The following is a 23,884-nucleotide window of genomic DNA, read 5'->3' as shown; positions in this document are numbered from 1 at the left end:
GACCGTCCATGTCCCACCCCCGCCCACCCCCGCCCACCCCCGCCCGCCCGCGCACGCCCGCGCGGGCCATGTCTCCGAGGAGAATCTGTGCCTGAAGAAGCAGCTCCGTCCACCACCGCTCGTCAGTTCCCCGAGGACTTCGTCTGGGGCTCGGCGACTGCCGCGTATCAGATCGAGGGCGCGGCGGGCGAGGGTGGGCGCGGGGTGTCCATCTGGGACACGTTCTCCCGGACCCCTGGCAAGACGCTCAACGGCGACACCGGAGACGTGGCCGACGACCACTACCACCGGTGGGCCGAGGACGTCGCCCACATCAAGGACCTGGGCCTGGACGCCTACCGCTTCTCCATCTCCTGGCCGCGCGTGCAGCCCGGCGGGTCGGGGGAGTTCAACGCCGAGGGCATCGCCTTCTACTCCACGCTCGTCGACGCGCTCATCGCCGAGGGCATCAAGCCGGTCGTGACCCTCTACCACTGGGACCTCCCGCAGGAGCTTGAGGACGAGGGCGGCTGGACCAACCGCGCGACCGCCTACGCCTTCGCCGAGTACGCACGCCGGATGGCTGTCGACCTCGGTGACCGGATCGACGTGTGGACGACGCTCAACGAACCCTGGTGCGCGGCGTACCTCGGCTACGCCAACGGCGAGCACGCCCCCGGGCGCACCGACCCGGTGGCCGCCCTCACGGCGGCGCACCACCTCAACCTCGCGCACGGTCTGGCCGGGCGCGCCATCCGCGAGGTGCTCGGCGAGGACGCCAACATCTCGATCACCCTGAACCTGCACGTCAACCGGCCCGCCGACCCGACGTCGGAGCTCGACCTCGAGGCCGTGCGCCGCGCGGACGCCGTGGGCAACCGCATCTTCCTGGGCCCCCTGCTCGAGGGCGCCTACCCGGCCGACCTGCTGGCCGACCTCGCCCACCTCACGGACTGGTCCTTCATCCAGCCCGGCGACGCCGAGCTGTGCCGGGTGCCGATGGAGATCCTCGGCATCAACTACTACTCGACCGGGAAGGTGCGCTACGCCGAGGGCGCCGGCCGCGTGCCCGAGGGTGAGATCGCCACGTCCGTCCTCGTCGGGGTGCTCGACGTCGAGGGCGTGCCCGTGCCCGGGCCGTACACGGCCATGGGCTGGAACATCGACCCCTCGGGGATGACCGAGCTGCTGGTCTCCCTGCACGCGACGTACCCCGGCCAGGCGCTCATGGTCACCGAGAATGGCGCCGCCTTCGCCGACGAGGTCTCCGCCGACGGTCACGTGCACGACGCCGACCGCGTGTCCTACCTGCACGACCACATCGACGCGGTCGGTGCGGCGATCGAGGCCGGCGCGGACGTCCGGGGCTACTTCGCCTGGTCCCTGCTCGACAACTTCGAGTGGTCTTTCGGCTATGACCGCCGGTTCGGCATCATCCGGGTCGACTACGACACCCAGGTCCGGACCTGGAAGGACTCGGCGTACTGGTACCGGACGCTCGCCGCGACGAGCGTGCTGCCGGCCGCGAGCGACATCCGGTACTGATCCGGTGGTCTCGGCTCCGGCGCCGGCAGGGCGCTGACAGGCACGACGAAGGCGCTGCTCCCAGGCACCGACGTCGGCGTCTGTGAGAATCTTCACCCGGTCCTTCGGGGGCCGGCGGACACCCTTCGAGAGGGGCTGTCCACCGATCGTGGACGAGCGTCGTCCACAGGCGGTGGACAGCCCCTCTTGTGCGCTCGTGGCACCGTCCGTGAGAGGTCCATGAGGGCGGGGGGAGGCGTGAGCCACGGAATGTCAGTGGTCCCGGGCAGACTTGACGAAAGCCCTCCGATGGGCGTCGTGAGGAAAGAGCGGGGAGGGGGCGACGGGCCGGTGACGAGCGCTGGAGTTGTCCACAGAACAGTCCACATGCTGTGCGGTCGGGGATGTGGCCCTCATGACACCATCTACCAGGTCTAGGGGTGGCGCCCGGGTCGAACCCCTAGGTATAGTGGTTGTATGCTCAGCGTCCCGCAGCCGTTCACTCGCTGCAGGCCACGCGATCAGGTAAACATCATGAACGTAGTTCCACCCGTGTAGTTCGAGGTCACCCCGCCGCTTCGGTCGACGGAGACCGAGCGTGAAGTGTCTGCGACAGAGCGTGGAACCGTACGTGCACCACCCACCAGCATGAGTATCAAACGGGCTGAAGAAGCCCCCACACCGAGGAGACGCCAGGATGAGCATCACGGTCTACAGCAAGCCGGCATGTGTCCAGTGCGACGCGACCTACCGAGCCCTCGACAAGCGCGGTATCGAGTACACGATCGTGGACATCAGCCAGGACGCTGAGGCTCTGGAGATGGTGCGTGGCCTCGGCTACCTCCAGGCTCCGGTCGTCGTGGCAGGCGATGAGCACTGGTCCGGGTTCCGCCCCGACCAGATCAGCGCCCTGGCGGCGAAGGTCGCCTCGGTCGCCTGAGACCACGTCGCCCCGTACCGCGGGCGACCGGAGAGGTTGAGGTGAAGTGACATGGCGAATCTTGTCTACTTCTCGTCCACGTCCGAGAACACCCATCGGTTCGTGCGCAAGCTCGGAATCGATGCCCAGCGCATCCCCCTACGACCGGCGGACGGTTTCCTCCGGGTCGAGGAACCCTACGTCCTCATGGTTCCCACCTATGGTGGCGGCAACGAGGGCGGGGCGGTTCCCCGCCAAGTCGTGAAATTTCTCAACGACGAGCACAACCGCTCGCTCATCCGCGGTGTCATCGCTGCAGGGAACACCAATTTTGGTGAGGCCTACTGCATCGCCGGTGGCATCGTCTCCTCGAAGTGTCACGTCCCGTACCTGTACGGCTTCGAGCTTCTCGGAACGACCGAGGACGTCTTGCGCGTCCGCGAAGGATTGGATCAGTTTTGGCAACGACAGTCACAGATTCCGGCGTAGAGACCGAGTTCGACTACCACTCGCTCAACGCGATGCTCAACCTCTACGGACCCGATGGTGAGATCCAGTTCGACAAGGATCGACAGGCCGCGCGGCAGTACTTCCTGCAGCACGTCAACCAGAACACGGTCTTCTTCCACAGCCTCGAGGAAAAGCTCGAGTACCTCGTGGAGAACAAGTACTACGAGCCTGAGATCCTCGCCAAGTACGACGCGGAGTTCATCAAGAGCCTCTTCGCCTTTGCGTACTCGAAGAAGTTCCGCTTCGAGACGTTCCTCGGCGCCTTCAAGTACTACACCTCGTACACGCTCAAGACCTTCGACGGCAAGCGCTACCTCGAGCGCTTCGAGGACCGCGTCGCAATGGTCGCCCTCACCCTGGCCGACGGCACCGAGCAGACGGCCCTCGACATCGTCGAGGAGATCATCTCCGGGCGTTTCCAGCCCGCCACCCCCACGTTCCTCAACGCCGGCAAGGCCCAGCGCGGAGAGTCCGTCTCCTGCTTCCTGCTGCGCATCGAAGACAACATGGAGTCGATCTCCCGCGGTATCAACTCCTCGCTGCAGCTGTCCAAGCGCGGCGGCGGTGTCGCCCTGCTGCTGAGCAACATCCGCGAGCACGGCGCCCCGATCAAGCACATCGAGAACCAGTCCTCCGGCGTCATCCCCGTGATGAAGCTGCTCGAAGACTCCTTCTCCTACGCCAACCAGCTCGGCGCGCGTCAGGGTGCGGGCGCGGTCTACCTGCACGCCCACCACCCCGACATCATGCGGTTCCTCGACACCAAGCGTGAGAACGCCGACGAGAAGATCCGGATCAAGACCCTCTCCCTTGGTGTGGTGATCCCGGACATCACGTTCGAGCTCGCCCAGAAGAACGAGGACATGTACCTCTTCTCCCCGTACGACGTCGAGCGCGTCTACGGCAAGCCCTTCGCCGACGTCGCGATCTCGGAGAAGTACCGCGAGATGGTCGACGACGGCCGGATCCGCAAGACGAAGATCAAGGCACGCGAGTTCTTCCAGACCCTCGCCGAGCTCCAGTTCGAGTCGGGCTACCCCTATGTCATGTTCGAGGACACGGTCAACGCCGCGAACCCGATCAAGGGCCGCATCACGCACTCGAACCTCTGCTCGGAGATCCTCCAGGTCTCCACGCCCTCGACGTACAACACGGACCTGTCCTACGACCACATCGGCCGTGACATCTCCTGCAACCTCGGCTCGCTCAACATCGCCAAGGCGATGGACTCCCCGGACTTCGCCAAGACGATCGACACGGCCATCCGTGCGCTGACGGCCGTCTCAGACCAGACGAGCATCGAGTCGGTCCCCTCCATCAAGCGTGCCAACGAGGCCGGTCACGCGATCGGCCTGGGCCAGATGAACCTGCACGGGTACCTCGCTCGGGAGCGCGTCTTCTACGGCTCCGAAGAAGGCATCGACTTCACGAACATCTACTTCTACACCGTGGCCTACCACGCGATCGCGGCGTCCAACCGCCTCGCCATCGAGCGGTCACGCTTCTTCGGCGGCTTCGAGGACTCCAAGTACGCGACGGGGGAGTACTTCGACAAGTACACCGAGCAGGAGTGGGTTCCGGCCACGGCCAAGGTTGCTGAGCTGTTTGCGACGGCAGGCGTGCACATCCCAACCCAGGACGACTGGCGCGAGCTCAAGGCCTCGGTCATGGAGCACGGCATCTACAACCAGAACCTCCAGGCCGTCCCGCCGACCGGGTCGATCAGCTACATCAACAACTCGACCTCCTCGATCCACCCGATCGCCTCGAAGATCGAGATCCGCAAGGAAGGCAAGCTCGGGCGCGTGTACTACCCGGCGCCGTACCTGACGAACGACAACCTGGAGTACTACCAGGACGCGTACGAGATCGGCTACGAGAAGATCATCGACACGTACGCCGCGGCGACGCAGCACGTGGACCAGGGCCTGTCCCTGACGCTGTTCTTCAAGGACACCGCGACTACGCGTGACGTCAACCGTGCGCAGATCTACGCGTGGCGCAAGGGGATCAAGACGCTCTACTACATCCGGCTGCGGCAGATGGCGCTCGAGGGGACCGAGGTTGAAAATTGTGTCTCCTGCATGCTGTAGGCATGGCGCCTAGGCGATGATCGCCGCCGAGGTGCCTGAGGTTGTCGGAGTCGTCTACGGGATTCGCCTGCGTCTTTCAGCAGAGTTTCGCTATGTCGGCATCACGACCAAGGGCGCTCGGCGGCGTTTCTTGCAGCATCTGCGGAACGCCAGAGATGGGCGGAAGACGCCGTTCTATGACTGGCTCAGGAAGCACGGTCGCGCCGAGTTGGTTGTTGACGTCCTTGAGACGATCACGGGCGATTTGGCGGAGCTGGGGAAGGCAGAGTGTCTCTGGATTTCACAACTTCGGGAGGCAGGGCACGACCTCCTCAATTTGTCTGAGGGAGGGCTTGGCCCGACGGGAGTGGTGTGGACGGATGCCCAGCGTGAGGCCGCACGGATTCGCTCGACGGACCGCCCTGGGGTCAGCCGACCAGGTGACCTCAATCCCTTCTTTGGACACTCGCATACCGATGAGCAACGCCAAACGTGGTCGGAGTCGCGTCGGGGGACGAATGTCGGTCCCGACAACCCCAACTTCGGTCGCTTTGGTCCAGATCACCCGTCCTTCGGTCGAGTACTCTCAGCTGAGTCCAGGCGACTTCTCTCGGAAGGTCGCACGGGCCCACTGAATCCCAACTTCGGCAAGACGGCGAGTTCGGAGACCCGAGCTCTGCAGTCGGCAGCGCAAAAAGGCGTACCGAAGCCGTCGAGTGTTCGGAGTGCTCACACTAGATACCACACCAACAAAGGTGTGGTGAGCCCTATATGCAAGTTCTGTCGTGAAAGTGCTGTGTCGGACGAGAATTCGTCAGAAAGTGAGAAGCAGTGATGAGCCCCACCGGAAAGCTCAAGCTGGTCAGCCGTGTCCAGGCGATCAACTGGAACCGCATCGAGGACGACAAGGACCTTGAGGTCTGGGACCGTCTTGTCGGGAACTTCTGGTTGCCCGAGAAGGTGCCGGTGTCCAACGACATCCAGTCCTGGGCGACCCTGACGCCGGCCGAGAAGGAGCTGACGACCCGTGTCTTCACCGGTCTGACGCTGCTCGACACGATCCAGGGGACCGTCGGTGCAGTCAGTCTCATCCCCGACGCGATCACCCCGCACGAGGAAGCCGTCTACACGAACATCGCGTTCATGGAGTCGGTCCACGCCAAGAGCTACTCCTCGATCTTCTCCACGCTGAACACCACCTCCGAGATCGACGAGGCATTCCGCTGGTCGGAGGAGAACGTCAACCTGCAGCGCAAGGCCGAGATCGTCCTGAAGTACTACCACGGCGACTCTCCCCTCAAGCGCAAGGTCGCCTCGACGCTGCTCGAGTCCTTCCTCTTCTACTCCGGCTTCTACCTGCCGATGTACTGGTCCAGCCGCGCCAAGCTGACGAACACGGCCGACCTCATCCGCCTGATCATCCGCGACGAGGCCGTGCACGGGTACTACATCGGATACAAGTACCAGAAGGGTCTGGAGAAGCTCACCCAGGCCGAGCGGGATGACATGAAGGCTTACACCTTCGAGCTGCTCTTCGAGCTGTACGAGAACGAGGTCCAGTACACCGCGGACCTCTACGACGGCGTCGGGCTGACCGAGGACGTCAAGAAGTTCCTGCGCTACAACGCCAACAAGGCGCTCATGAACCTCGGTTACGAGGCGCTCTTCCCCAAGGACGAGACGGACGTCAACCCGGCGATCCTCTCGGCGCTGAGCCCCAACGCCGACGAGAACCACGACTTCTTCTCCGGGTCCGGCTCGTCGTACGTGATCGGCAAGGCCGTGAACACCGAGGACGAGGACTGGAACTTCTAGTTCTTGGCCGGGCCTGGGTGGGCGGCGGTGTGCGGGCGCGGATCTCCATCCGGGCTCGTCCTCGCCCTCCCGCCAGGCCCACCACGATCCGCGCCCGCACACCGCCGCCCTCCCTCGCCTCTCGGCGTCGGGGGGCGGTTTTGTGTTGGCCGGGGTGCGCGCACGGAGCGGCCCGGACCGTGTTGTCGTCAGTCGGATCGGTGTCCGTGGCGGCACTGCTGTGGTGTGATGTCGCCTGGGACAAGGTCGTCCAGGGCTGACTCATCGCGCCTATCTGGTCCCAGCGCCCGTCGGTCTAAGGGAGCTCGATCGGATCGTCCGTTCGATCCGCCGCCGCGGCGTTTCCGCCGGTGGCATCCCATCGCCCCTTGCCCTCCTGCCCCTGAATCACTGCCAAGCATCTCCCTCGTTGCAGAATACCCCCGAGGGGTATACCGTTCTGACTGCGGATACCCGGTAGGGGTATCTATCCACGAGAGGGAGGGGGCGCGATGACCACGAACGAGTACCAGGTGACGGGTATGACGTGCGGGCACTGCGAGATGTCGATCCGTGACGAGATCGAACAGATCGCCGGGGTCGAGGGCATCCAGGTGAGTGCGCAGACCGGAAAGCTCGCGGTGACAGGCGCTGGTGCGATCGACGACGCCGCGGTCCTGGCCGCCGTGCAGGAGGCCGGCTACCTGGCGGTGCGGTCAGCATGAAGACCGGCGCGCGCCTCTCCCTCTACGGCGTCGGGCTGGTTGTCGCGTTCGGCGGGGCCTTCGGTGTTGCGGGGGTCGTCGTGCCGAACAGCGCGGTAGCTCAGTGGGCGGAAGGAACCGAGATGAACGGGCATGACGAGGGCCACGACCCCGAGGGCGCCGGATCGACCAGCGCCCCGGCAGAGACGATGAAGGGTCTCTCGCTCGGTAGCGACGGGTACCTGCTGTCGCCTGTCGCGGCGCCTGCCGTGGTCGGCGCGACAGGCGAGCTGAGCTTCCAGATCCACGATGCCGCGGGCGCCCCGGTGACGCAGTATTCGACCGCTCACGACCGCGATCTGCATCTCGTCGTCGTGCGGGCAGACGGTAGCCAGTTCCGGCACGTCCACCCGGTGCTGGACGAGTCCACGGGCACCTGGGCGATGCCGTGGGAATGGGGCGCCGCCGGAAGCTACCGCGTGATTGCGGACTTCACGCCGGCAGGCGCGGATACGCCGGCCCTGACGCTCACACGCGCGGTCCAGGTGGCGGGGGAGTTCACTCCGGTGGCCTCGCAGCCGACCCGGGTCGCCGAGGTCGACGGCTTCACCGTCTCCCTCGACGGTGAGATCGTAGCTGGTTCGCCGAGCGAACTCACGCTCACCGTGGCCCGCGACGGTGAGCCGGTGACCGCACTGGAACCGTACCTGGGTGCGTTCGGCCACCTCGTCGCCCTGCGTGAAGGCGACCTCGCGTTCCTGCACGTCCATGCCGAGGGTGCAACCCCCCAGGCCAGTGACACGGCCGGACCGGACATCGTGTTCGCGGCACAGGCGCCCACGGCGGGTCGCTACCTGCTCTACCTGGACTTCCAGGTCGACGGCGAGGTCCACACTGCCGAGTTCGTGCTCGACGCCGCGCACGGCGCCGCCGGCACGGGCGCCGTGAGCGAATCGCATCCGGATGGGCACTGACCGTCAGGTCTTGCCCGTCTCACCGCTATCAGAAGGAAGAAGCACATGAGCACATCAGCGCCCGCGAGCACGGGCACCGGCGTCGAGCTGGAGATCGGCGGGATGACCTGCGCCTCCTGCGCGATGCGCATCGAGAAGAAGCTGAACAAGCTCGACGGCGTCACCGCGACAGTGAACTACGCGACCGAGAAGGCGAAGGTCACCGTCCCTGAGGGTTACGACCCTGCGTTGCTGATCGCTGAGGTCGAGAAGACCGGGTACACCGCTGCGGTGCCCGCCCCCAAGCGCAGGACGAGCGACGCCGCGATCCCCGGAGACGCCGACGAGGTGGACCCTGAGCTAATGTCGCTACGCAATCGGCTGATCGGGTCGATCATCCTGACGGTGCCGGTCATCGCCATGGCGATGATCCCCGCGTTGCAGTTCACCTACTGGCAGTGGGCGTCGCTCGCGCTGGCTTCCCCCGTCATCGTGTGGGCGGCGTGGCCGTTCCACAAGGCGGCGTGGACGAACCTCAAGCACGGCGCCGCGACGATGGACACCCTCATCTCTATGGGGACCTCCGCCGCGTTCCTCTGGTCGCTGTACGCGCTGTTCTTCGGCACGGCCGGCACCCCGGGCATGACACACCCCTTCGAGTTCTCGTTGGCCCCCTCCGATGGTGCGGCGAACATCTACCTCGAGGTCGGCGCCGGCGTGACGATGTTCATCCTCGGCGGCCGGTACTTCGAGAAGCGGTCCAAGAAGCAGGCCGGCGCGGCCTTGCGCGCGCTGCTCGAGCTCGGCGCCAAAGAGGTGTCGGTCCTGCGAGGCGGGGTCGAGACGAAGATCCCCGTCGAGGACCTGCAGGTCGGTGACGAGTTCATCGTCCGGCCAGGGGAGAAGATCGCCACGGACGGCGTCGTGGCCGCCGGTACGTCCGCTGTGGACGAGTCCATGCTGACCGGGGAAGCAGTCCCGGTCGAGGTCACCGTGGGGGACACCGTGACCGGGGCCACGACGAACGCCGGCGGTCGGCTCGTGGTGCGGGCGACCCGGATCGGGTCGGACACGCAGCTGGCCCAGATGGCCAGGCTCGTCGAGGACGCTCAGACGGGGAAGGCCGAGGTGCAGCGCCTCGCCGACAGGATCTCGGGTGTGTTCGTGCCGATCGTCATCGTGATCGCCTTCGCCACGCTCGGCGGCTGGCTCGGTGCGGGGTTCCCGGTGACGGCGGCGTTCACCGCCGCGGTCGCGGTCCTCGTCATCGCGTGCCCCTGCGCGCTGGGCCTGGCGACGCCGACGGCGCTGCTGGTCGGCACCGGTCGTGGAGCGCAGATGGGCGTCCTCATCAAGGGTCCAGAGGTGCTGGAATCGACCCGCACGATCGACACGGTCGTGCTGGACAAGACCGGAACGGTCACCACCGGCAAGATGACTCTCGTCGACGTGGTCGTCGAGCCGGGGACCGACCGGGCAGAGCTGCTGCGCCTGGCCGGAGCGTTGGAGGACGCCTCGGAGCACCCGATCGCGCAGGCGATCGCCAAGGGCGCGACCCAGGAGGTCGGAGCACTGCCGACACCCGAGGACTTCGCGAACATCGAGGGCAAGGGAGTCCAGGGGATCGTCGACGGCCACGCAGTCCTGGTGGGTCGTGAGTCGCTGCTGGCCGAGTGGTCGCTGCATCTGAGCCCTGACCTTGCCGCCGCGAAGGCGAGTGCCGAGGACGAGGGCAAGACGGTCGTCGCTGTCGCCTGGGACGGTCGGGCGCGAGGCATCCTTGTCGTCGCCGACACGGTCAAGCCGACCAGCGCCGATGCGATCGCCCGGCTCAAGGCGCTCGGGTTGACCCCGATCCTGCTCACCGGCGACAACGAGGCCGTGGCCCGGCGGATCGCCGCCGAGGTGGGGATCGACGAGGTCATCGCCGAGGTCCTCCCGAAGGACAAGGTCGACGTGGTCACCCGGCTGCAGGGCGAAGGAAAGGTCGTCGCGATGATCGGCGACGGCGTCAACGACGCACCCGCCCTCGCCCAGGCCGACCTCGGCCTGGCCATGGGTACCGGCGCCGACGTCGCGATCGAGGCATCTGACATCACCCTGGTGCGCGGCGACCTGCGTAGCGCGGTCGACGCGATCCGACTCTCCCGCAAGACGCTCGCGACGATCAAGACCAACCTGTTCTGGGCGTTCGCCTACAACGTCGCGGCCATCCCCGTCGCGGCGCTCGGAATGCTCAACCCCATGCTTGCCGGAGCTGCGATGGCGCTGTCCAGCGTCTTCGTCGTCGGCAACAGTCTGCGCCTGCGCGGGTTCAAGAGCGTCGCCAAGCAGTAGCGCGACCACCCCACACCACCCACAGAAGAAGACGAAGGGAATCACCACGATGACGAACGAACCCCAGGCGACCTCCAGCTGTTGCAGCACCAGCGCACCTGCTCCCGCAGCAGCGGCGGGCGGACGCAAGAACCTGCTCGACGCCGGCGCCAGTGACGACATGACCACCTGCCCGGTCATGGTCGGCCGGCCCGTCAGCAAGAAGGCCGCCGAAGCGAGCGGCCTCTACCGCGACTACGAGGGAACGCGGTACTACTTCTGCTGCCCCGGCTGCGGTCCGGCCTTCGACTCAGACCCCGCCAGGCACGCCGCCACCATGGCATAGCTGCGCCACCCGTCCGCCCCCGCACGCCGCCGCCCTTCCTCGCCTCTGGCGTCGGGGGGGGGGCGGCGGTCGGCGTTGGGGACGAGTCGCGGATTTCGTGGCGATCGCCGATGTTCCGGCGATCGCGAGCTACCTCGGTCGTGGGAGAGGCATGTCCGGCGCGGTCGTCACCGCTGTGGCGGGGCGGTCGAGTCTCGGACGACGAGATGGGTCGACAGCTCAACTCGCTTGGTGGACAGCATGTCGCCGCGCGCCAGGCGGATGACGGTGGAGACGGCCGCCCGGCCGATGTCCGCGATCGGCTGGTGGACCGTCGTCAGGGGCGGCGCGCTCATCTGAGACAGCAGGGTGTCGTCGAACCCGACGACGCTGAGGGAGTCCGGCACGCTGAGGCCGAGCCGTCGGGCGGCCTCGAGGACTCCCGTGGCGGAGGCGTCGCTCCCGGCGAAGATCGCCGTGGGACGGTCTGGCCCGGTGAGCATCTCGGTCGCAGCCCGGAGGCCGTGCTCGAACGTGTACGAGTGCCGAGGGACGTCGGCGACGTCGAGGCCGTGCTCGTTCATCGCAGCCGCCCAACCATGGGCGCGCACGATGTCGCACCGGGCGCCCGCCGGGCCGCCGACATAGCGGATCCGCTCGTGGCCGAGCCCGATGAGGTGCTCGGTCGCGGCGTAGGCGCCGGCCCAGTTCGTCGCGCCGATGCTCGGCGTCGAGGTTCGAGGAACGTCGATGGGATCGACTAGCACCATGGGGATGCCCGCACGCACGAGCGCGCGCTCGCGCTCGGCCGAGTAGGCGTTCGTCACCTCGATCACGCCGGCCCGTCCGGCGCGGGCCAGGTCCTGCGCCCAGGCGACGGGCTTGCGTTCGGTGGTCCAGTCGATGCTGCGCAGGACGAGCGCCACCCGCAGCTCAGCCGCGGCCTCCATAGCCCCGCCCAGGAACGTGGCCAGATAGGGGTTCGTCACGTCGCGCGGGTCCACCATGAGCTCGATGCTCATCTCGTGTGCGGCGTGCAGCGAGCTCTGGCGCTCACCGAGGCTGACGTACCCGAGCTCGTCGATCGCGGCCTCTACCCGGACGCGGGTGTCCGGCCCGACGCCGGTTCGGCCGTTGATGACCTTGGAGACGGTCGCCATCGAGACGCCGGCCAGCGTGGCGACGGCGGACAACGTGACGCGTTGGCTTCCGAGCGCCGGGGCAGGGCGGGCGGGAGGTGAACTGCTGGCTGCGGTGCTGGTCATCGACTCTCTGGCCCCTCGAGCAAGAAGAACGTGTGCTGCATTCCACGGACCAACGTACACAATTTTCGTTCCGACGTCGCGCAGATCGGGGCGATCAGACCGCCGATAGAAGGTCAGGGCGACGCGTTGTGTCTGATTTGAGGCGCCGCATTGCTCCCGGGATCGCGAAACATTTTCTATCTCACTGGAATCTCTTGACCTCGTCATCGAGCGCGAACCATGATCTGCATGGCGACTCCAAGTCGGATCTTGGCTCGCCCGTCCGACTCTCGACAACGATGTGAAGAGGTGCAGGCAATGATGCGAAGCACAGTGCAAAAGTCCTTGGCGGTCCTGACAGCCGGCGTGGTGGCCCTGTCAGCGGCCGCGTGCGGCGGCGGCAACGGCGCGGCTGGCGCGGCCGGGGACGGCGCGGCGAGCGCCTGGGCGCTCACCGGCGGGAGCGAGACGGTGTTTCGTGCCTCGTTCGACCGGTGGAACGAGGCACACCCAGACGCGAAGCTCACCTCCGAGTGGTTCGCCAACGACGCCTTCAAGGAGAAGATCCGCACCGCCGTCGGCTCGGGCAACTCGCCCACCCTCGTCTTCTCGTGGGCCGGTGGAACCCTGGCCGACTACGTCGACAACGACGCCGTCGCGGACATCTCCGATGCCGTCGCTCCGTTGCTCCAGAACATCATCCCGTCGGTGGCCGCCAATGGGCAGATCGACGGCAAGACCTACGCCATCCCCAACAACCAGAGCCAGCCCGCCATCCTCTACTACAACCAGGACCTGTTCGACCAGGTGGGAGTGCCGGTCCCGACGACCTACGACGAGCTGCTGACCGCGGTGGCGAAACTCTCGGACGCGGGGATCATCCCGATCGCGCTCGCCGGGCAGAGCAAGTGGCCGGAGCTCATGTACATCCAGTACCTGACCGACCGCATCGGGGGCACTGAGGTCTTCCAGAGCATCCTCGACGGTGAGCCGGACGCATGGTCCGACCCGGCGGTGGCCGAGGCGCTGACCAAGATCCAAGAGCTTGTCGACGCCGGCGCCTTCGGTGACAGCTTCGGCTCGGTGGCCGCCGACGCGGGCGCCGACACCGCACTGGTGCACACCGGCAAGGCCGCGATGGTCCTGCAGGGCAGCTGGGTCTACCCGGACTTCCTCAACAACGCCCCCGACTTCGTCACGTCGGGAACCCTTGGCTTCGCGAACTTCCCGGCAGTGACGACCGGCACGGGAGACCCTGCGAACATCGTGGGCAACCCCGCGAACTTCTGGTCGGTGTCGGCGAGCGCGTCGGTCGCGGAGCAAAAGACCGCGACTGACTTCCTCAAGGCCGAGACGTACTCCGACGAGGCGATCGACGAGTTCCTCGCCGTGGGCGCGGTTCCTCCCGTCCTCGGACTCGAGGACAAGATCGCCGCGGCAGACAGCCCGGAGTACCTGTCGTTCGTGTACTCGATGGTCACCGACGCCCCGCACTTCCAGCTCTCCTGGGACCAGGCGCTGCCTTCCGACCAGGCTCAACAGCTGCTGGACAACCTGAGCCAGATCTTCCTCAAGCAGATCACGCCCGAGACGTTCGTCGACAACATGAACGCGACGCTCGGCTGATGAGTCTCACCATCACGAAGCGGCCGGGCGTCGAGGCACGCCCGGCCGCCGCCGGACGGCAACGGAGACGCACCAAGGGCGGCGTGTCGATCTGGTTCGCCGCACCAGCGCTGGTGCTGTTCGGCCTGTTCGCGCTCGTGCCGCTCGGAGGAGTCGTCGTCCTGTCGTTCATGTCATGGGACGGACTGGGCACCCCCGCGTGGACTGGGCTGGACAACTGGCAGGGCGCGATCGGCGACGACGTGACCCGCGATGCCTTCGTCCTGACCATCAAGGTGACGGCCTTCTCCTGGCTGATCCAGGCACCGACGGCGCTGCTGCTGGGGGTGTTCATGGCAGGGCGGCAGCGCTACCGCGCTGTCCTGTCCGTGCTGTTCTTCCTGCCCCTGCTGTTCTCGGCGGCCGCGGTCGGCATTGCTTTCAAGTCGCTCCTCGACCCGAACTTCGGCATCGGCCAGGCGCTGGGCATCGACTGGCTGGCGAAGGACTGGCTCGGCGACCCGCAGCTCGCTCTCGCCGTCGTGCTGTTCGTCATCGCCTGGTGCTTCGTGCCCTTCCACTCGCTGCTCTACCAGGCCGGTGTGCGCCAGATCCCGGCCAGCCTGTACGAGGCGGCTCGGCTCGACGGCGCAGGTACGGTGCAGCAGTTCCTCCACATCACGCTGCCGCAGCTGAAGTACACCGTCATCACGTCCTCGACGCTGATGATCGTCGGCTCGCTGACGTACTTCGACCTGATCTTCGTACTGACGGGTGGGGGGCCGGGCAACGCGACCCGCATCCTGCCCCTGGACATGTACCTGCTCGGGTTCCGCAGCTACGACATGGGCCGGGCGAGCGTGGTCGCGGTCGTGCTCGTGGCGGTGGGTCTCGCGGTGTCCATCGGCCTGAACCGCCTGTCCGGCGCACACAAGATGGACAGCCAGATGGAGGGTTCCTGATCATGTCCCGCACCACCTCACGCCCCAACGTCCTGGCGGGAACGGGCGGCTGGCTGTGGCTGGCCGTCATCATCGTGCCGATCTACTACATCGTCGTCACCAGCTTCCGGCCCCGCTCGGACTACTACGCCGAGAACCCCCTGTCGTTCCCGGCGCACCCGACCCTGGACGCGTACCGGCAGGTCTTGGAGAATGACTTCCTGCGCTACTTCGGAAACTCGCTGTTCGTGACGGTCGTGTCCGTCGTCGCCATCCTGGCGGTCGCGCTCACGGCCGCCTACGTCGTGGTCCGATCAGCCAGCGCACGCGCCCGCCGGATCTTCCAGGTGTTCCTGCTAGGAATCGCGATCCCCATCCAGGCCACGATCGTGCCGGTCTACTACCTCATCATCAAGCTCGGGCTGTACGACACCCTCTGGGCGCTCATCCTGCCCTCGATCGCCTTCGCGATCCCGCTGTCTGTGCTGATCCTCACGAACTTCCTCCGGGACGTCCCGAAGGAGCTGTTCGAGTCGATGACGGTGGACGGCGCCGGCGAGCTGCGCACCCTGTGGAGCCTCGCCCTCCCGCTGTCCAAGCCCGCCATCGTCACGGTCGGCGTCTACAACGGACTGACGGTCTGGAACGGCTTCCTGTTCCCCCTGGTCCTGACGCAGAGCGCGAGCACGCGGGTCGTCCCGCTCTCCCTGTGGTCCTATCAGGGCGAGTTCACCATGAACGTCCCCGCGGTCCTGGCCGCCGTCGTCCTGTCGGTCGTGCCGATCCTCGCCGCGTACATCCTCGGCCGTCGACAGCTCGTGTCCGGGCTGACCGCAGGATTCGGCAAATGATGTCCCACCAGCCTCCGAGGAGCACCATGAAGCAGCACGCCGTCGCACTCTGGCGCGACGTCTCCCAGCCGGCCGAGGCACGGGCCCAGGCACTGCTCGATGCGATGAGCCTGAGCGAGAAGATCGCCCAGCTCGGCGGCTTCTGGGACCGCCCCGAGACGGAACCTTCCTCCGACGTGGTCGACGAGCCTGTGGCGTCCGGCGGCGATGTCGCGCCGATGCAGCACGCCTTCGACCAGGCACGCCGCAGCTTCGCGGACGCCACCGCGCACGGCCTGGGACAGCTGACCAGGGTGTTCGGGACCGCGCCGGTGAGCCCCACCGCCGGCGTCGCCGCGCTGCGTGCGGCTCAGGCACAGGCGACGAGCGGCTCATCCTTCGCTATCCCTGCGCTCGCGCACGAGGAATGCCTGACCGGGTTCACCGCCTACGGCGCGACTGTCTACCCGGCCGCGATCGCCTGGGGCGCGACATTTGATCCCGAGCTCATCGAGGAGATGGCGCACGCCATCGGTTCAGACATGCGGGCGGTCGGCATCCACCAGGGGCTCTCCCCGTTGCTCGACGTGGTCCGGGACTACCGATGGGGACGCGTCGAGGAGACGATCGGAGAAGACCCCTACCTCGTCGGCACCCTCGGGACTGCTTATGTCCGTGGCCTGCAGTCGGCCGGCGTGGTGGCCACCCTCAAGCACTTTGCCGGGTACCCGGCGTCCAAGGCGGGTCGCAACCACGCCCCGGTCTCGATCGGGCCTCGGGAGTTCACCGACGTGATTCTCGCCCCGTTCGAGATGGCCGTCCGCGACGGCGGGGCTGGTTCGGTGATGAACTCCTACTCCGACATCGACGGGCTGCCGGCGGCCGCGTCCCCCGAGCTGCTCACCACGATCCTTCGCGACCGCTGGGGATTCGAGGGGACGGTCGTCTCGGACTACTGGGCGATCGCCTTCCTCGACCTCCAGCACCGGGTGTCCCCCGACCGGGCGGCCTCGGGCGCTGTCGCGCTGCGGGCCGGCGTCGACGTGGAGCTGCCCGACGCGGACGCCTATGCGCGTCTGGAGTCCTTGGTCGCGTCGGGCGAGGTCGACGAGTCGCTCGTCGACCGCTCGGTGCTGCGGGTGCTCACCCAGAAGGTCGGGCTCGGGCTGCTCGACCCGGACTGGCAGGTGGTTCCTGCCGCGACCGGTGACGGGTCGAGCATCGACCTGGACCCGCCGGGCAATCGCGCCCTCGCCCGGCGGGTGGCCGACGAGTCGGTGGTGCTCCTCGCCAACTGCGGCATCCTCCCTCTGGACCGGTCGAGCACGGCGAGAGTTGCCGTGATCGGGCCGACCGCCGACCAGTCACGGTCGTTCCTGGGCTGCTACTCCTTCCCCAACCACGTGATGGTCCACCACAGCGCCGACGACCTCGGGGTGCCCGTGCCCTCGCTGCTCGACGGCCTCCGGGAGGCGCTGCCGCTGGCAGAGCTGCGGTACGAACGTGGCGTCCCCGTGCTGGACCGGGACAGCAGCGGGATCGCCGCCGCCGTCCGGGCGGCCGAGGACGCGGAGCTGGTCGTCCTCGCGGTCGGTGATCTCGCGGCACTGTTCGGGCGAGGTACCTCAGGTGAGGGCTGCGACGTCGAGGACCTGCGGCTGCCCGGTCTGCAGGATGACCTCGTCGAAGCGGTCCTGGCGACGGGCACCCCGGTCGTCCTGGTGGCGGTGACCGGCCGGCCTTACGCCCTCGGGGCCTACGCCGACCGGTGCGCCGCGCTCGTGCAGGCCTTCATGCCGGGCGAGGAGGGCGGCCGGGCCGTCGCGGGGGTGCTCACGGGGGACGTCAACCCTAGCGGGCACCTGCCGGTCGGGATCCCGCGCTCACCCGGAGGACAGCCCTACACCTACCTGGCCCCACCGCTGGGGCAGCACAGCGACGGGATCTCCAACCTCGACCCGAGGCCGCTGTTCCCCTTCGGGTACGGGCTCTCCTACACCGAGTTCGACTACGAGGACATCAGGGTCTCGAGCCAGGAGATCGCTACGGACGGGACCGTGCACGTGTCGGTCCGGGTGACCAACGTCGGGGACCGGTCCGGAGCGGACGTGGTGCAGCTCTACCTGTCAGACCCGGTCGCCTCGATCGTGCGCCCGGTGCGCACCCTCATCGGCTTCGCGCGCGTCGAGCTGGACGCAGGGGAGAGCGCGGTCGTCGACTTCGCGGTGCACGCGGACCGCACGGCCTTCACCGGGATCGACCTGGCCCGCATCGTGGAGCCAGGGGAGGTCGTCCTTGCCGTCGGGCACTCGAGCGAGGACCTGCCGCTCGCCGCGAGCGTCCAGCTCGTCGGGCCCGTGCGCCGGGTCGACTCCCCGGTCCTGGTGACCCCGGTGCTCGTGCGCGCGGAGGCAGGCGTCCGCGGCTGAGCCCGTGCTCCTCACCCTCCCTGGCCCGCTGTTGCGACATCGAGAGATCGGTCGGTGCTGCGGTGGGCCGGGTGGTGGCGCGCTGGTCGCGCCACGTCAGAGACAGACCGAGATCGGTTCAACGAAGAACTGAAAGAAAGGTACAGACTGATGAGATCTACGTGGAGGACGGCGCTGGCCGCCACGGTCACAGCTACGGTCGCCCTAGGACTGGGTATGGCCCCTACGGCCCCTGCGCTCGCAGCAGACGACCTCGCTGCGGACGAGACAGCGACCGACTACGAGTACCACCCGAGCGTGGGCACCGTCTACGCGGCCACCGCCGCCGAACTCGCCCAGGTGAACAAGGGCAACGCGGTGCTCTACCCCAAGTCCGCCCAGCTCGAGAGCGGGCGCCTCGTGGCCACCTTCGAGCGGAGCATCGGAGACCCGGTCGGACAGGGCGTCCCTGTCTACCGGAGCGACGACTTCGGCACCACGTGGCAGAAGCTGGCCGACGTGCAGCCACCGGCCATGTCGTCGGACGACCCGGAGTACGCCAAGTACACGAGCAACTGGACCAATCCCTACCTGTACGTCTTGCCCGAGACCATCGGAGACCTGGCGAAGGGCACGCTGCTCATGGCGACGCTCGTCTCCGGGGACGACGGGTACTACCGAGACCAGAAGTCGGCAGACCCGTCCTGGGTCCCGACCGCAGACGGTGATCGCCAGGATCTGGCCATCGCGCTCTACTCCAGCGTCGACGACGGCGCGACGTGGGACCTCGTCAACATCATCGGGACGGGTGGCTGGTCCGCGGACTACGGGCGCAAGTTTGCCTCGGGCAACACCTACCACCAGCAGGATCCGGTGTGGGAGCCCTACCTCCTGGCCTACGGCGGGCAGCTCGTGGCCTACTACACCGACGAGAACGACTGGGAGAGCTTCGACCCCAACACGGGTGTCCTGACCGAACGCCCCGACAACCTCACGGGAAGCGCTCCCGCCTCTGGTCTCAACCCGGGCGACACCGGTGGGCAGATTCTCCTGCACAAGACCTGGGACGGACTGACCGCCTCGGACTGGAGCGCCCCTGTCCTGGACGCCTACGACCGCTTTGCCGCCGGCGTCGGCTTCACCGGACGACCCGGCATGACGAATGTCGTGCCCACCACGGACGGCAAGTGGATCCTGACGGCCGAGTTCGGCGTCTGGCGAGTCAGCGACAGCCCCTTGCGATTCTGGGACGCGCCGCAGCAGTCGAAGTCGTTCCACAACAACGGTGGAAGCCCGGTGATCATCAAGGTCCCGAACCCGGCGGATCCGACCCGCTGGAGCCTCGTCTTCAACAACTCTTCCTCCGGCAACGACCTGTACGTCAACGCCTCGGGCCGCAGCGACGGGCAGTGGTTGCGATACGCGACCTCGATCGGCAACGGCTACAGCCGGAACTTGCAGTACGTGCCCCAGACGGGTCGGCTGGTGATCTTGCGCGGTACGTGGGGCGGATCTCCCATCACCCACACCGAGGTCGATCTCGGCAGCTCCCAGGGGGCGTACTACTCGCTGGTCAACCGCAAGACCGGCCAGGTGATCGGCACGGGCGGCAGATCGCAGGACGCGAACTTCACGGGCAACGTTCCTGACGTGGTCCTTGAGGCGGCGGGCAGCTCGTCCGTCCCTGACAGCCAGCTCTGGCACCTGATGGCGAAGGGCGACGGCGTCGTCTCACTCCTCAATAAGTCAGGTGGCCGAGCGATCGCGATCTGGCAGGGGAACGCTGCGGCGGGATCGAAGCTGGCGCAGTGGAACGACGAAGGCGCGAGCGACAAGCAGTGGAGGCTTGTCGAGTCCAGCGACGGGTACTACCGACTGCAGTCCGTGAAGGGTCCGTCGCTGTACGCGACCGGTGCGACCGCCGGTGCTGCGGTGGTGATTCAGCCCGCCAGCGTGACCGACCCGATGTCGCAGGAGTGGGATCTCGTACAGCAGGCGCCGACTACGGCGGACCTGTCCGCGAGGTCGGTCAGCACCGACCTCGTGGCGGCCGAGACCACCGCGGCGGGATCGATCCTCCAGGTCGATACGGCGTCTGCCACCACACCCGGCGGGGCTCTGCTGCATGCGAACGACCGGGGGACCGTCTACGTCCTGGCCGAGAGCTCAGCGACCCCTGTGCGCCTGGGGACGGTTCGCTTCGATGCCATGGGCAAGGCGGACATCGACCTACCTGACACCTTCGCCGCAGGGGCCTACCAGATTGCCGTCCTCTTCGATGCGACGCCGTTGATGCGGGACGCGCTGACCCTCGTGGCGCCGCAGGATCCCGCGCTCACCGGCGAGGTGACCGTGACCGTTGACGTCGATGCGACGACGGGGGGACTGTCCCTGCTGGTCCCCGAGAATGCCGTGGACCTCGGATCGGCTCAGCTCGCTGCAGGCATCGACCGACTGGTGGCCGAGGGCCAGCTGCCTCGGGTGCGGGTTACCGACACCCGGGCTGGTGATCTCGGCTGGTCGCTCACGGGTCTCGCGTCCGCGTTCGTCGCGTCGAGCGGCGTTCCCCTCGCTGATGCGGGGATCGGTTGGACACCTCACGTGCTGTCGACGTCGCAGGGCCAGGTCGTCGCACCAGGGCCGTCGGTTGCACCGGCCGAGGGGCTGACCGCCGGGGCGACTCTTGCCCGCGCCGAAGCCGGTCGCGGACGGGGCACCGCCGAGGTCGACGCCGGGCTGAGGGCCGAGCTGCCGACGACGACCTCGAGCGGGACCTACGTCGCGACCATCACGATCACGTTGGCGTGACTGCTGTGCCGACCGGCCCGTGACTGCTGTGCCGACCGGCCACAGAATGCCGGTCGGCACAGGAAGCGGGCCACCATCTTGAGGCGGCTGACCGCCGGCCTGCCTCCCGACCCTCGAAGACATGGATCCCATGTACCTGTTCTGCGCTCACACGTCACGCCGGCTCGCCGCAGCGCTGATCGCGACCTGTCTAGTCCTCGGGTTCTGCCCGGTGCTCGCTGCGTCCGCGGCGCCGGGGGACAGTGCTGATCCGGGCCCGTCTGGTGTCAGCTGGCTCGTCCAACCGGCCGGCCCCCAGGGGGGCGCGGATGCACGCTCCTATCTCATCCACGGCGTGAACCCAGGGGAGTCGGTCGAGGACGCGATCAGCATCACCAACACCTCCGAGGCCGAGCTGACGCTGCGAGTATCCGGAGCCGACGCGTTCACGAGCTCCGACTCCGGCGTGTTCGGCCTGCGTCCTACGGACGAGAGGCCGCAAGCCGTGGGCTCCTGGGTGCAGCTACCGGTGGCGGAGATCACGATCCCGGCCCGGTCGCGGGCAGACGTCCCGGTGCTGATCTCTGTGCCGGTGGACGCAGCTCCGGGGGATCACACCGGAGGCATCGTGACGACGTACACGTCTCAGGTCACGGACGAGCACGGGCAGCCCGTGCTCCTCGAGACACGGATCGCCGTGCGGGTCTACCTGAGCGTCGCCGGCGAGCGACTACCCCGGCTGTCCGTCCAGGACCTCAGCTCGTCCTTCGAGCTCTCTCCCGATCTGCTCACCGGGACCCTGCGTCTCGCGTACTCGGTCCAGAACACCGGCAACGTCCGCCTGGGGGTCGAGGAGGAAGCCGAGGTGACCGCCTTGTGGGGTGCCGTCCTGGCCGACGCCGTCACCAGCGACCTTGAGGAGCTCCTTCCCGGAAGCTCCGTGAGCCGAGAGATCGTCGTCGACGGGCTTCCGGCCGTGCTTGCGTTGCGCACGGCGCTGACAGTGGAGCCGATCGACCTGACTGGCGACGGACGGGGGCTGACCGCCCTCACTGAGCGGACGAGCGCCATCGCTGTCCCGTGGGTCGTGCTCGTGCTCGCGGCCCTCGTTGTGGCGGGCACGATGCTCATCCTCCGCCAGCGGCGTCGTCGCTGGCGGAGCCTGCACGCCGAGGTCGCCGCGGCACGCGCGAGCAGTGCCCGGCCGGGCGAGGAACCGCTGTCAGGCCTGGACAGCAACGTGGCGAGCCCTCTGCGGAACCCCGTGGATCCGATCGGACCCGGGACCTTCGGCCGGACGCCTACTCCGGAGCGGCCGGCAGCGCGCCGTCGACCGGGGGCTGGGCTGACCAGGGGAATGTGATCCACCGGTCGGTGGTCTTCCAGGAGTAGTCGGGCACGACGATCGAGGCGGGCTTCGTGTAGAGGACCGCGGAGCGGGCCTGGACGCCCTTGTCCGCGAGCATGCTCATGACCAGGGCGAGGGTGCGGCCGGAGTCGGCCACGTCGTCGACCACGAGGACGCGGGCGCCGGGGAGCTCGGAGGTGTCCATGAGCGGGGGGAGGACCCGCGGGTCCTTCAGGGTCTGGCCGATGTCGGTGTAGAACTCGACGTTGAGCGTGCCGACGCCCTTGGTCCCCAGCGCGTAGGCGACGGCGCCGCCGGGCAGCAGGCCGCCGCGGGCGATGGCGACGACCACCTCGGGCAGGAACCCGCTCGCCACGACCTGCTCGGCGAGCTCGCGGGAGGCGAGGCCAAACGTCTCCCAGGTGAGGACTTCACGTTCTGTGGGCACCATCTGCGCAGTCTCGGTCACTTGCTAACCCTACGCGCGGCCCGGTTGCGGATCCGACGGTCCTGCGCCGGCTGTCCGGACGGGTGTTCCAGCCCGTCGCGAGCCGTGATACCCGCCGAAACGACCCGAGGCCCGCTCACCGGAGTCGGTGAGCGGGCCTCGGGCGAGCACGACCGCTTGGGTCGGGCTCCTGCGTCGAGCGGTTGTGGACTACTTCGCGGCGATGATCTCCACGACGAAGACGAGGGTCGCGTCACCGGGGATAGGGTCCTTGCCCTGTGCGCCATAACCGAGCTCTGGCGGGATGACCAGCATGACCTTGCTGCCGACCTTCTGACCGACCAAGCCCTGGTTCCAGCCATCGATGACCGCCGCGGATCCGACCGGCGAGACGTCGAACGTCGTGCCCCGGTCCCAGGAGGAGTCGAACTTCTCGCCCGTGGACTGGAGCCACCCGCTGTAATTCACGGTGACCGACTGGCCGGCCTCGACGACCGGGCCGTCGCCCTCGGAGAGGACCTGGGTGATGAGGTCGGCCGGCCCGGAGAACCCGGGCTGGACGGTGATGGACGGGGCACCCGACTCGTCGAAGGTGGCCGTCGGCATGCCCTCGCTGAGTGAGATGGCTGGCGGTGTGGCGATGATCTCGAGCGCGGTCAGGGCCGTGATCGAGGTGCCGTCGTCCTGCGGCAGCGGGGCTGCGTACAGGGCCTGCGTGCCGACCTTCTTGTCCTTGAGCACTGCGAGCAGGGCATGGCCCTCGGGAGCCGTGCTGAGGTCAATCATCTGAGGTGCATCCCACGAGGACGCGGCCGCGGGGGCCTCCTCGCCGGTGGTCCCGTTGATCATCACTGCCCGGACCCACACGATGCCGTCCACGCCGGTCGCGTCACCGGTGCCCTCGGCGAACACCCGGGACACGTCGGCTGTGACCGCGAAGGGTGGGGTGAAGCCGATCGTGGGCTTCTCCCCGGCCTCGCCGGACCAGGTGACCGCCGCGAGCGCGGCGATGTCCGCAGCGGTCGGGGGAGCGATCGTCGACGACTCCGAGGCGCTGGGCGTCGCGTCGCTGTCCTGTGCGTCAGCCCCGCATGCGGAGAGCAAGAGCGCTCCTCCGAGCGTGAGGGCGGTGATCGCGCGTACGGTGCGGTTCTTCAAGACGAATCGGTCCTTTGGT

Annotated in this window: 18 protein-coding genes; 15 read left to right on the top strand and 3 right to left on the bottom strand. The window is 67.6% G+C overall.

What is annotated here, in order from left to right; all coding sequences use genetic code 11:
* Window positions 1–87: 87 nt before the first annotated feature.
* The 9 genes from BLQ50_RS15670 to BLQ50_RS15625 all read left to right on the top strand — a co-directional run bounded on the left by BLQ50_RS15670 (window position 88) and on the right by BLQ50_RS15625 (window position 11,117).
* A complete protein-coding gene (locus tag BLQ50_RS15670) occupies window positions 88–1,524 on the top strand; it encodes a GH1 family beta-glucosidase (RefSeq protein WP_093185684.1) in 1,437 nt (478 codons plus the stop codon).
* Window positions 1,525–2,200: 676 nt separating this feature from the next.
* The gene (nrdH, locus tag BLQ50_RS15665; RefSeq protein ID WP_093185682.1) at window positions 2,201–2,443 is read left to right on the top strand and encodes a glutaredoxin-like protein NrdH; all 243 of its coding nucleotides are present in this window, start codon (window positions 2,201–2,203) and stop codon (window positions 2,441–2,443) included.
* A 51-nt stretch (window positions 2,444–2,494) separates the two neighbouring features.
* Window positions 2,495–2,911, top strand: a complete 417-nt coding sequence (nrdI, locus tag BLQ50_RS15660) for a class Ib ribonucleoside-diphosphate reductase assembly flavoprotein NrdI (RefSeq protein ID WP_093185679.1) — start codon at window positions 2,495–2,497, stop codon at window positions 2,909–2,911.
* Window positions 2,881–5,025 (top strand): class 1b ribonucleoside-diphosphate reductase subunit alpha, encoded by a 2,145-nt coding sequence (gene nrdE, locus BLQ50_RS15655; RefSeq protein WP_093185677.1) that lies wholly within the window; start codon window positions 2,881–2,883, stop codon window positions 5,023–5,025. The genes nrdI and nrdE overlap by 31 nt, the downstream gene beginning before the upstream one ends.
* Window positions 5,026–5,838: 813 nt before the next feature.
* The gene (gene nrdF, locus BLQ50_RS15645; protein ID WP_093185673.1) at window positions 5,839–6,819 is read left to right on the top strand and encodes a class 1b ribonucleoside-diphosphate reductase subunit beta; all 981 of its coding nucleotides are present in this window, start codon (window positions 5,839–5,841) and stop codon (window positions 6,817–6,819) included.
* A 491-nt stretch (window positions 6,820–7,310) separates the two neighbouring features.
* Window positions 7,311–7,523, top strand: a complete 213-nt coding sequence (locus BLQ50_RS15640; RefSeq protein WP_093185670.1) for a heavy-metal-associated domain-containing protein — start codon at window positions 7,311–7,313, stop codon at window positions 7,521–7,523.
* On the top strand, window positions 7,520–8,476 hold the full coding sequence (locus BLQ50_RS15635) for a heavy metal-binding domain-containing protein (protein WP_093185668.1): 957 nt from the start codon (window positions 7,520–7,522) through the stop codon (window positions 8,474–8,476). Before BLQ50_RS15640 ends, BLQ50_RS15635 begins: the two co-directional genes overlap by 4 nt.
* Before the next feature lie 45 nt (window positions 8,477–8,521).
* Entirely contained in the window at window positions 8,522–10,792 is a 2,271-nt protein-coding gene (locus BLQ50_RS15630; RefSeq protein WP_093185665.1) for a heavy metal translocating P-type ATPase, read from the top strand.
* Between the two features lie 49 nt (window positions 10,793–10,841).
* On the top strand, window positions 10,842–11,117 hold the full coding sequence (locus BLQ50_RS15625; RefSeq protein WP_093185663.1) for a YHS domain-containing protein: 276 nt from the start codon (window positions 10,842–10,844) through the stop codon (window positions 11,115–11,117).
* A 167-nt stretch (window positions 11,118–11,284) separates the two neighbouring features.
* Here the strand turns inward: BLQ50_RS15625 and BLQ50_RS15620 are convergent, their stop codons facing one another.
* Window positions 11,285–12,361: a LacI family DNA-binding transcriptional regulator gene (locus BLQ50_RS15620; RefSeq protein WP_093185661.1), complete on the bottom strand. Its 1,077-nt coding sequence runs from the start codon at window positions 12,359–12,361 to the stop codon at window positions 11,285–11,287.
* A 297-nt stretch (window positions 12,362–12,658) separates the two neighbouring features.
* Between BLQ50_RS15620 and BLQ50_RS15615 the strand changes: the two genes are divergently transcribed.
* From BLQ50_RS15615 to BLQ50_RS15590, 6 genes are all read left to right on the top strand, one after another.
* Window positions 12,659–13,966: an extracellular solute-binding protein gene (locus tag BLQ50_RS15615; RefSeq protein WP_093185659.1), complete on the top strand. Its 1,308-nt coding sequence runs from the start codon at window positions 12,659–12,661 to the stop codon at window positions 13,964–13,966.
* Complete coding sequence (locus BLQ50_RS15610) at window positions 13,966–14,907, top strand: carbohydrate ABC transporter permease (protein ID WP_093185656.1); 942 nt, start codon at window positions 13,966–13,968, stop codon at window positions 14,905–14,907. Before BLQ50_RS15615 ends, BLQ50_RS15610 begins: the two co-directional genes overlap by 1 nt.
* A 2-nt stretch (window positions 14,908–14,909) precedes the next feature.
* Window positions 14,910–15,737, top strand: coding sequence for a carbohydrate ABC transporter permease (locus BLQ50_RS15605; RefSeq protein WP_093185653.1), 828 nt, complete (start codon window positions 14,910–14,912; stop codon window positions 15,735–15,737).
* A 26-nt stretch (window positions 15,738–15,763) separates the two neighbouring features.
* Window positions 15,764–18,145 (top strand): beta-xylosidase/alpha-l-arabinosidase, encoded by a 2,382-nt coding sequence (locus tag BLQ50_RS15600; RefSeq protein ID WP_093185651.1) that lies wholly within the window; start codon window positions 15,764–15,766, stop codon window positions 18,143–18,145.
* A gap of 216 nt (window positions 18,146–18,361) precedes the next feature.
* A complete protein-coding gene (locus BLQ50_RS15595; RefSeq protein WP_093185649.1) occupies window positions 18,362–20,932 on the top strand; it encodes an RICIN domain-containing protein in 2,571 nt (856 codons plus the stop codon).
* Between the two features lie 121 nt (window positions 20,933–21,053).
* Window positions 21,054–22,274 (top strand): WxL protein peptidoglycan domain-containing protein, encoded by a 1,221-nt coding sequence (locus BLQ50_RS15590; protein ID WP_093185647.1) that lies wholly within the window; start codon window positions 21,054–21,056, stop codon window positions 22,272–22,274.
* Here the strand turns inward: BLQ50_RS15590 and BLQ50_RS15585 are convergent.
* Window positions 22,213–22,710 carry a phosphoribosyltransferase gene (locus BLQ50_RS15585; protein WP_093185931.1) on the bottom strand — a complete coding sequence of 166 codons (498 nt, stop codon included), beginning with the start codon at window positions 22,708–22,710 and terminating at the stop codon, window positions 22,213–22,215. The genes BLQ50_RS15590 and BLQ50_RS15585 overlap by 62 nt on opposite strands.
* Before the next feature lie 207 nt (window positions 22,711–22,917).
* Window positions 22,918–23,865, bottom strand: a complete 948-nt coding sequence (locus BLQ50_RS15580; RefSeq protein WP_093185644.1) for an FKBP-type peptidyl-prolyl cis-trans isomerase — start codon at window positions 23,863–23,865, stop codon at window positions 22,918–22,920.
* Between the last annotated feature and the right edge of the window lie 19 nt (window positions 23,866–23,884).

The organism is Sanguibacter gelidistatuariae (genome assembly GCF_900096585.1).
In the GTDB taxonomy this organism is placed as follows: domain Bacteria; phylum Actinomycetota; class Actinomycetes; order Actinomycetales; family Cellulomonadaceae; genus Sanguibacter; species Sanguibacter gelidistatuariae.
Note: the sequence above shows the minus strand (reverse complement) of the source record. Positions and strands in the feature narration are given on the sequence as shown.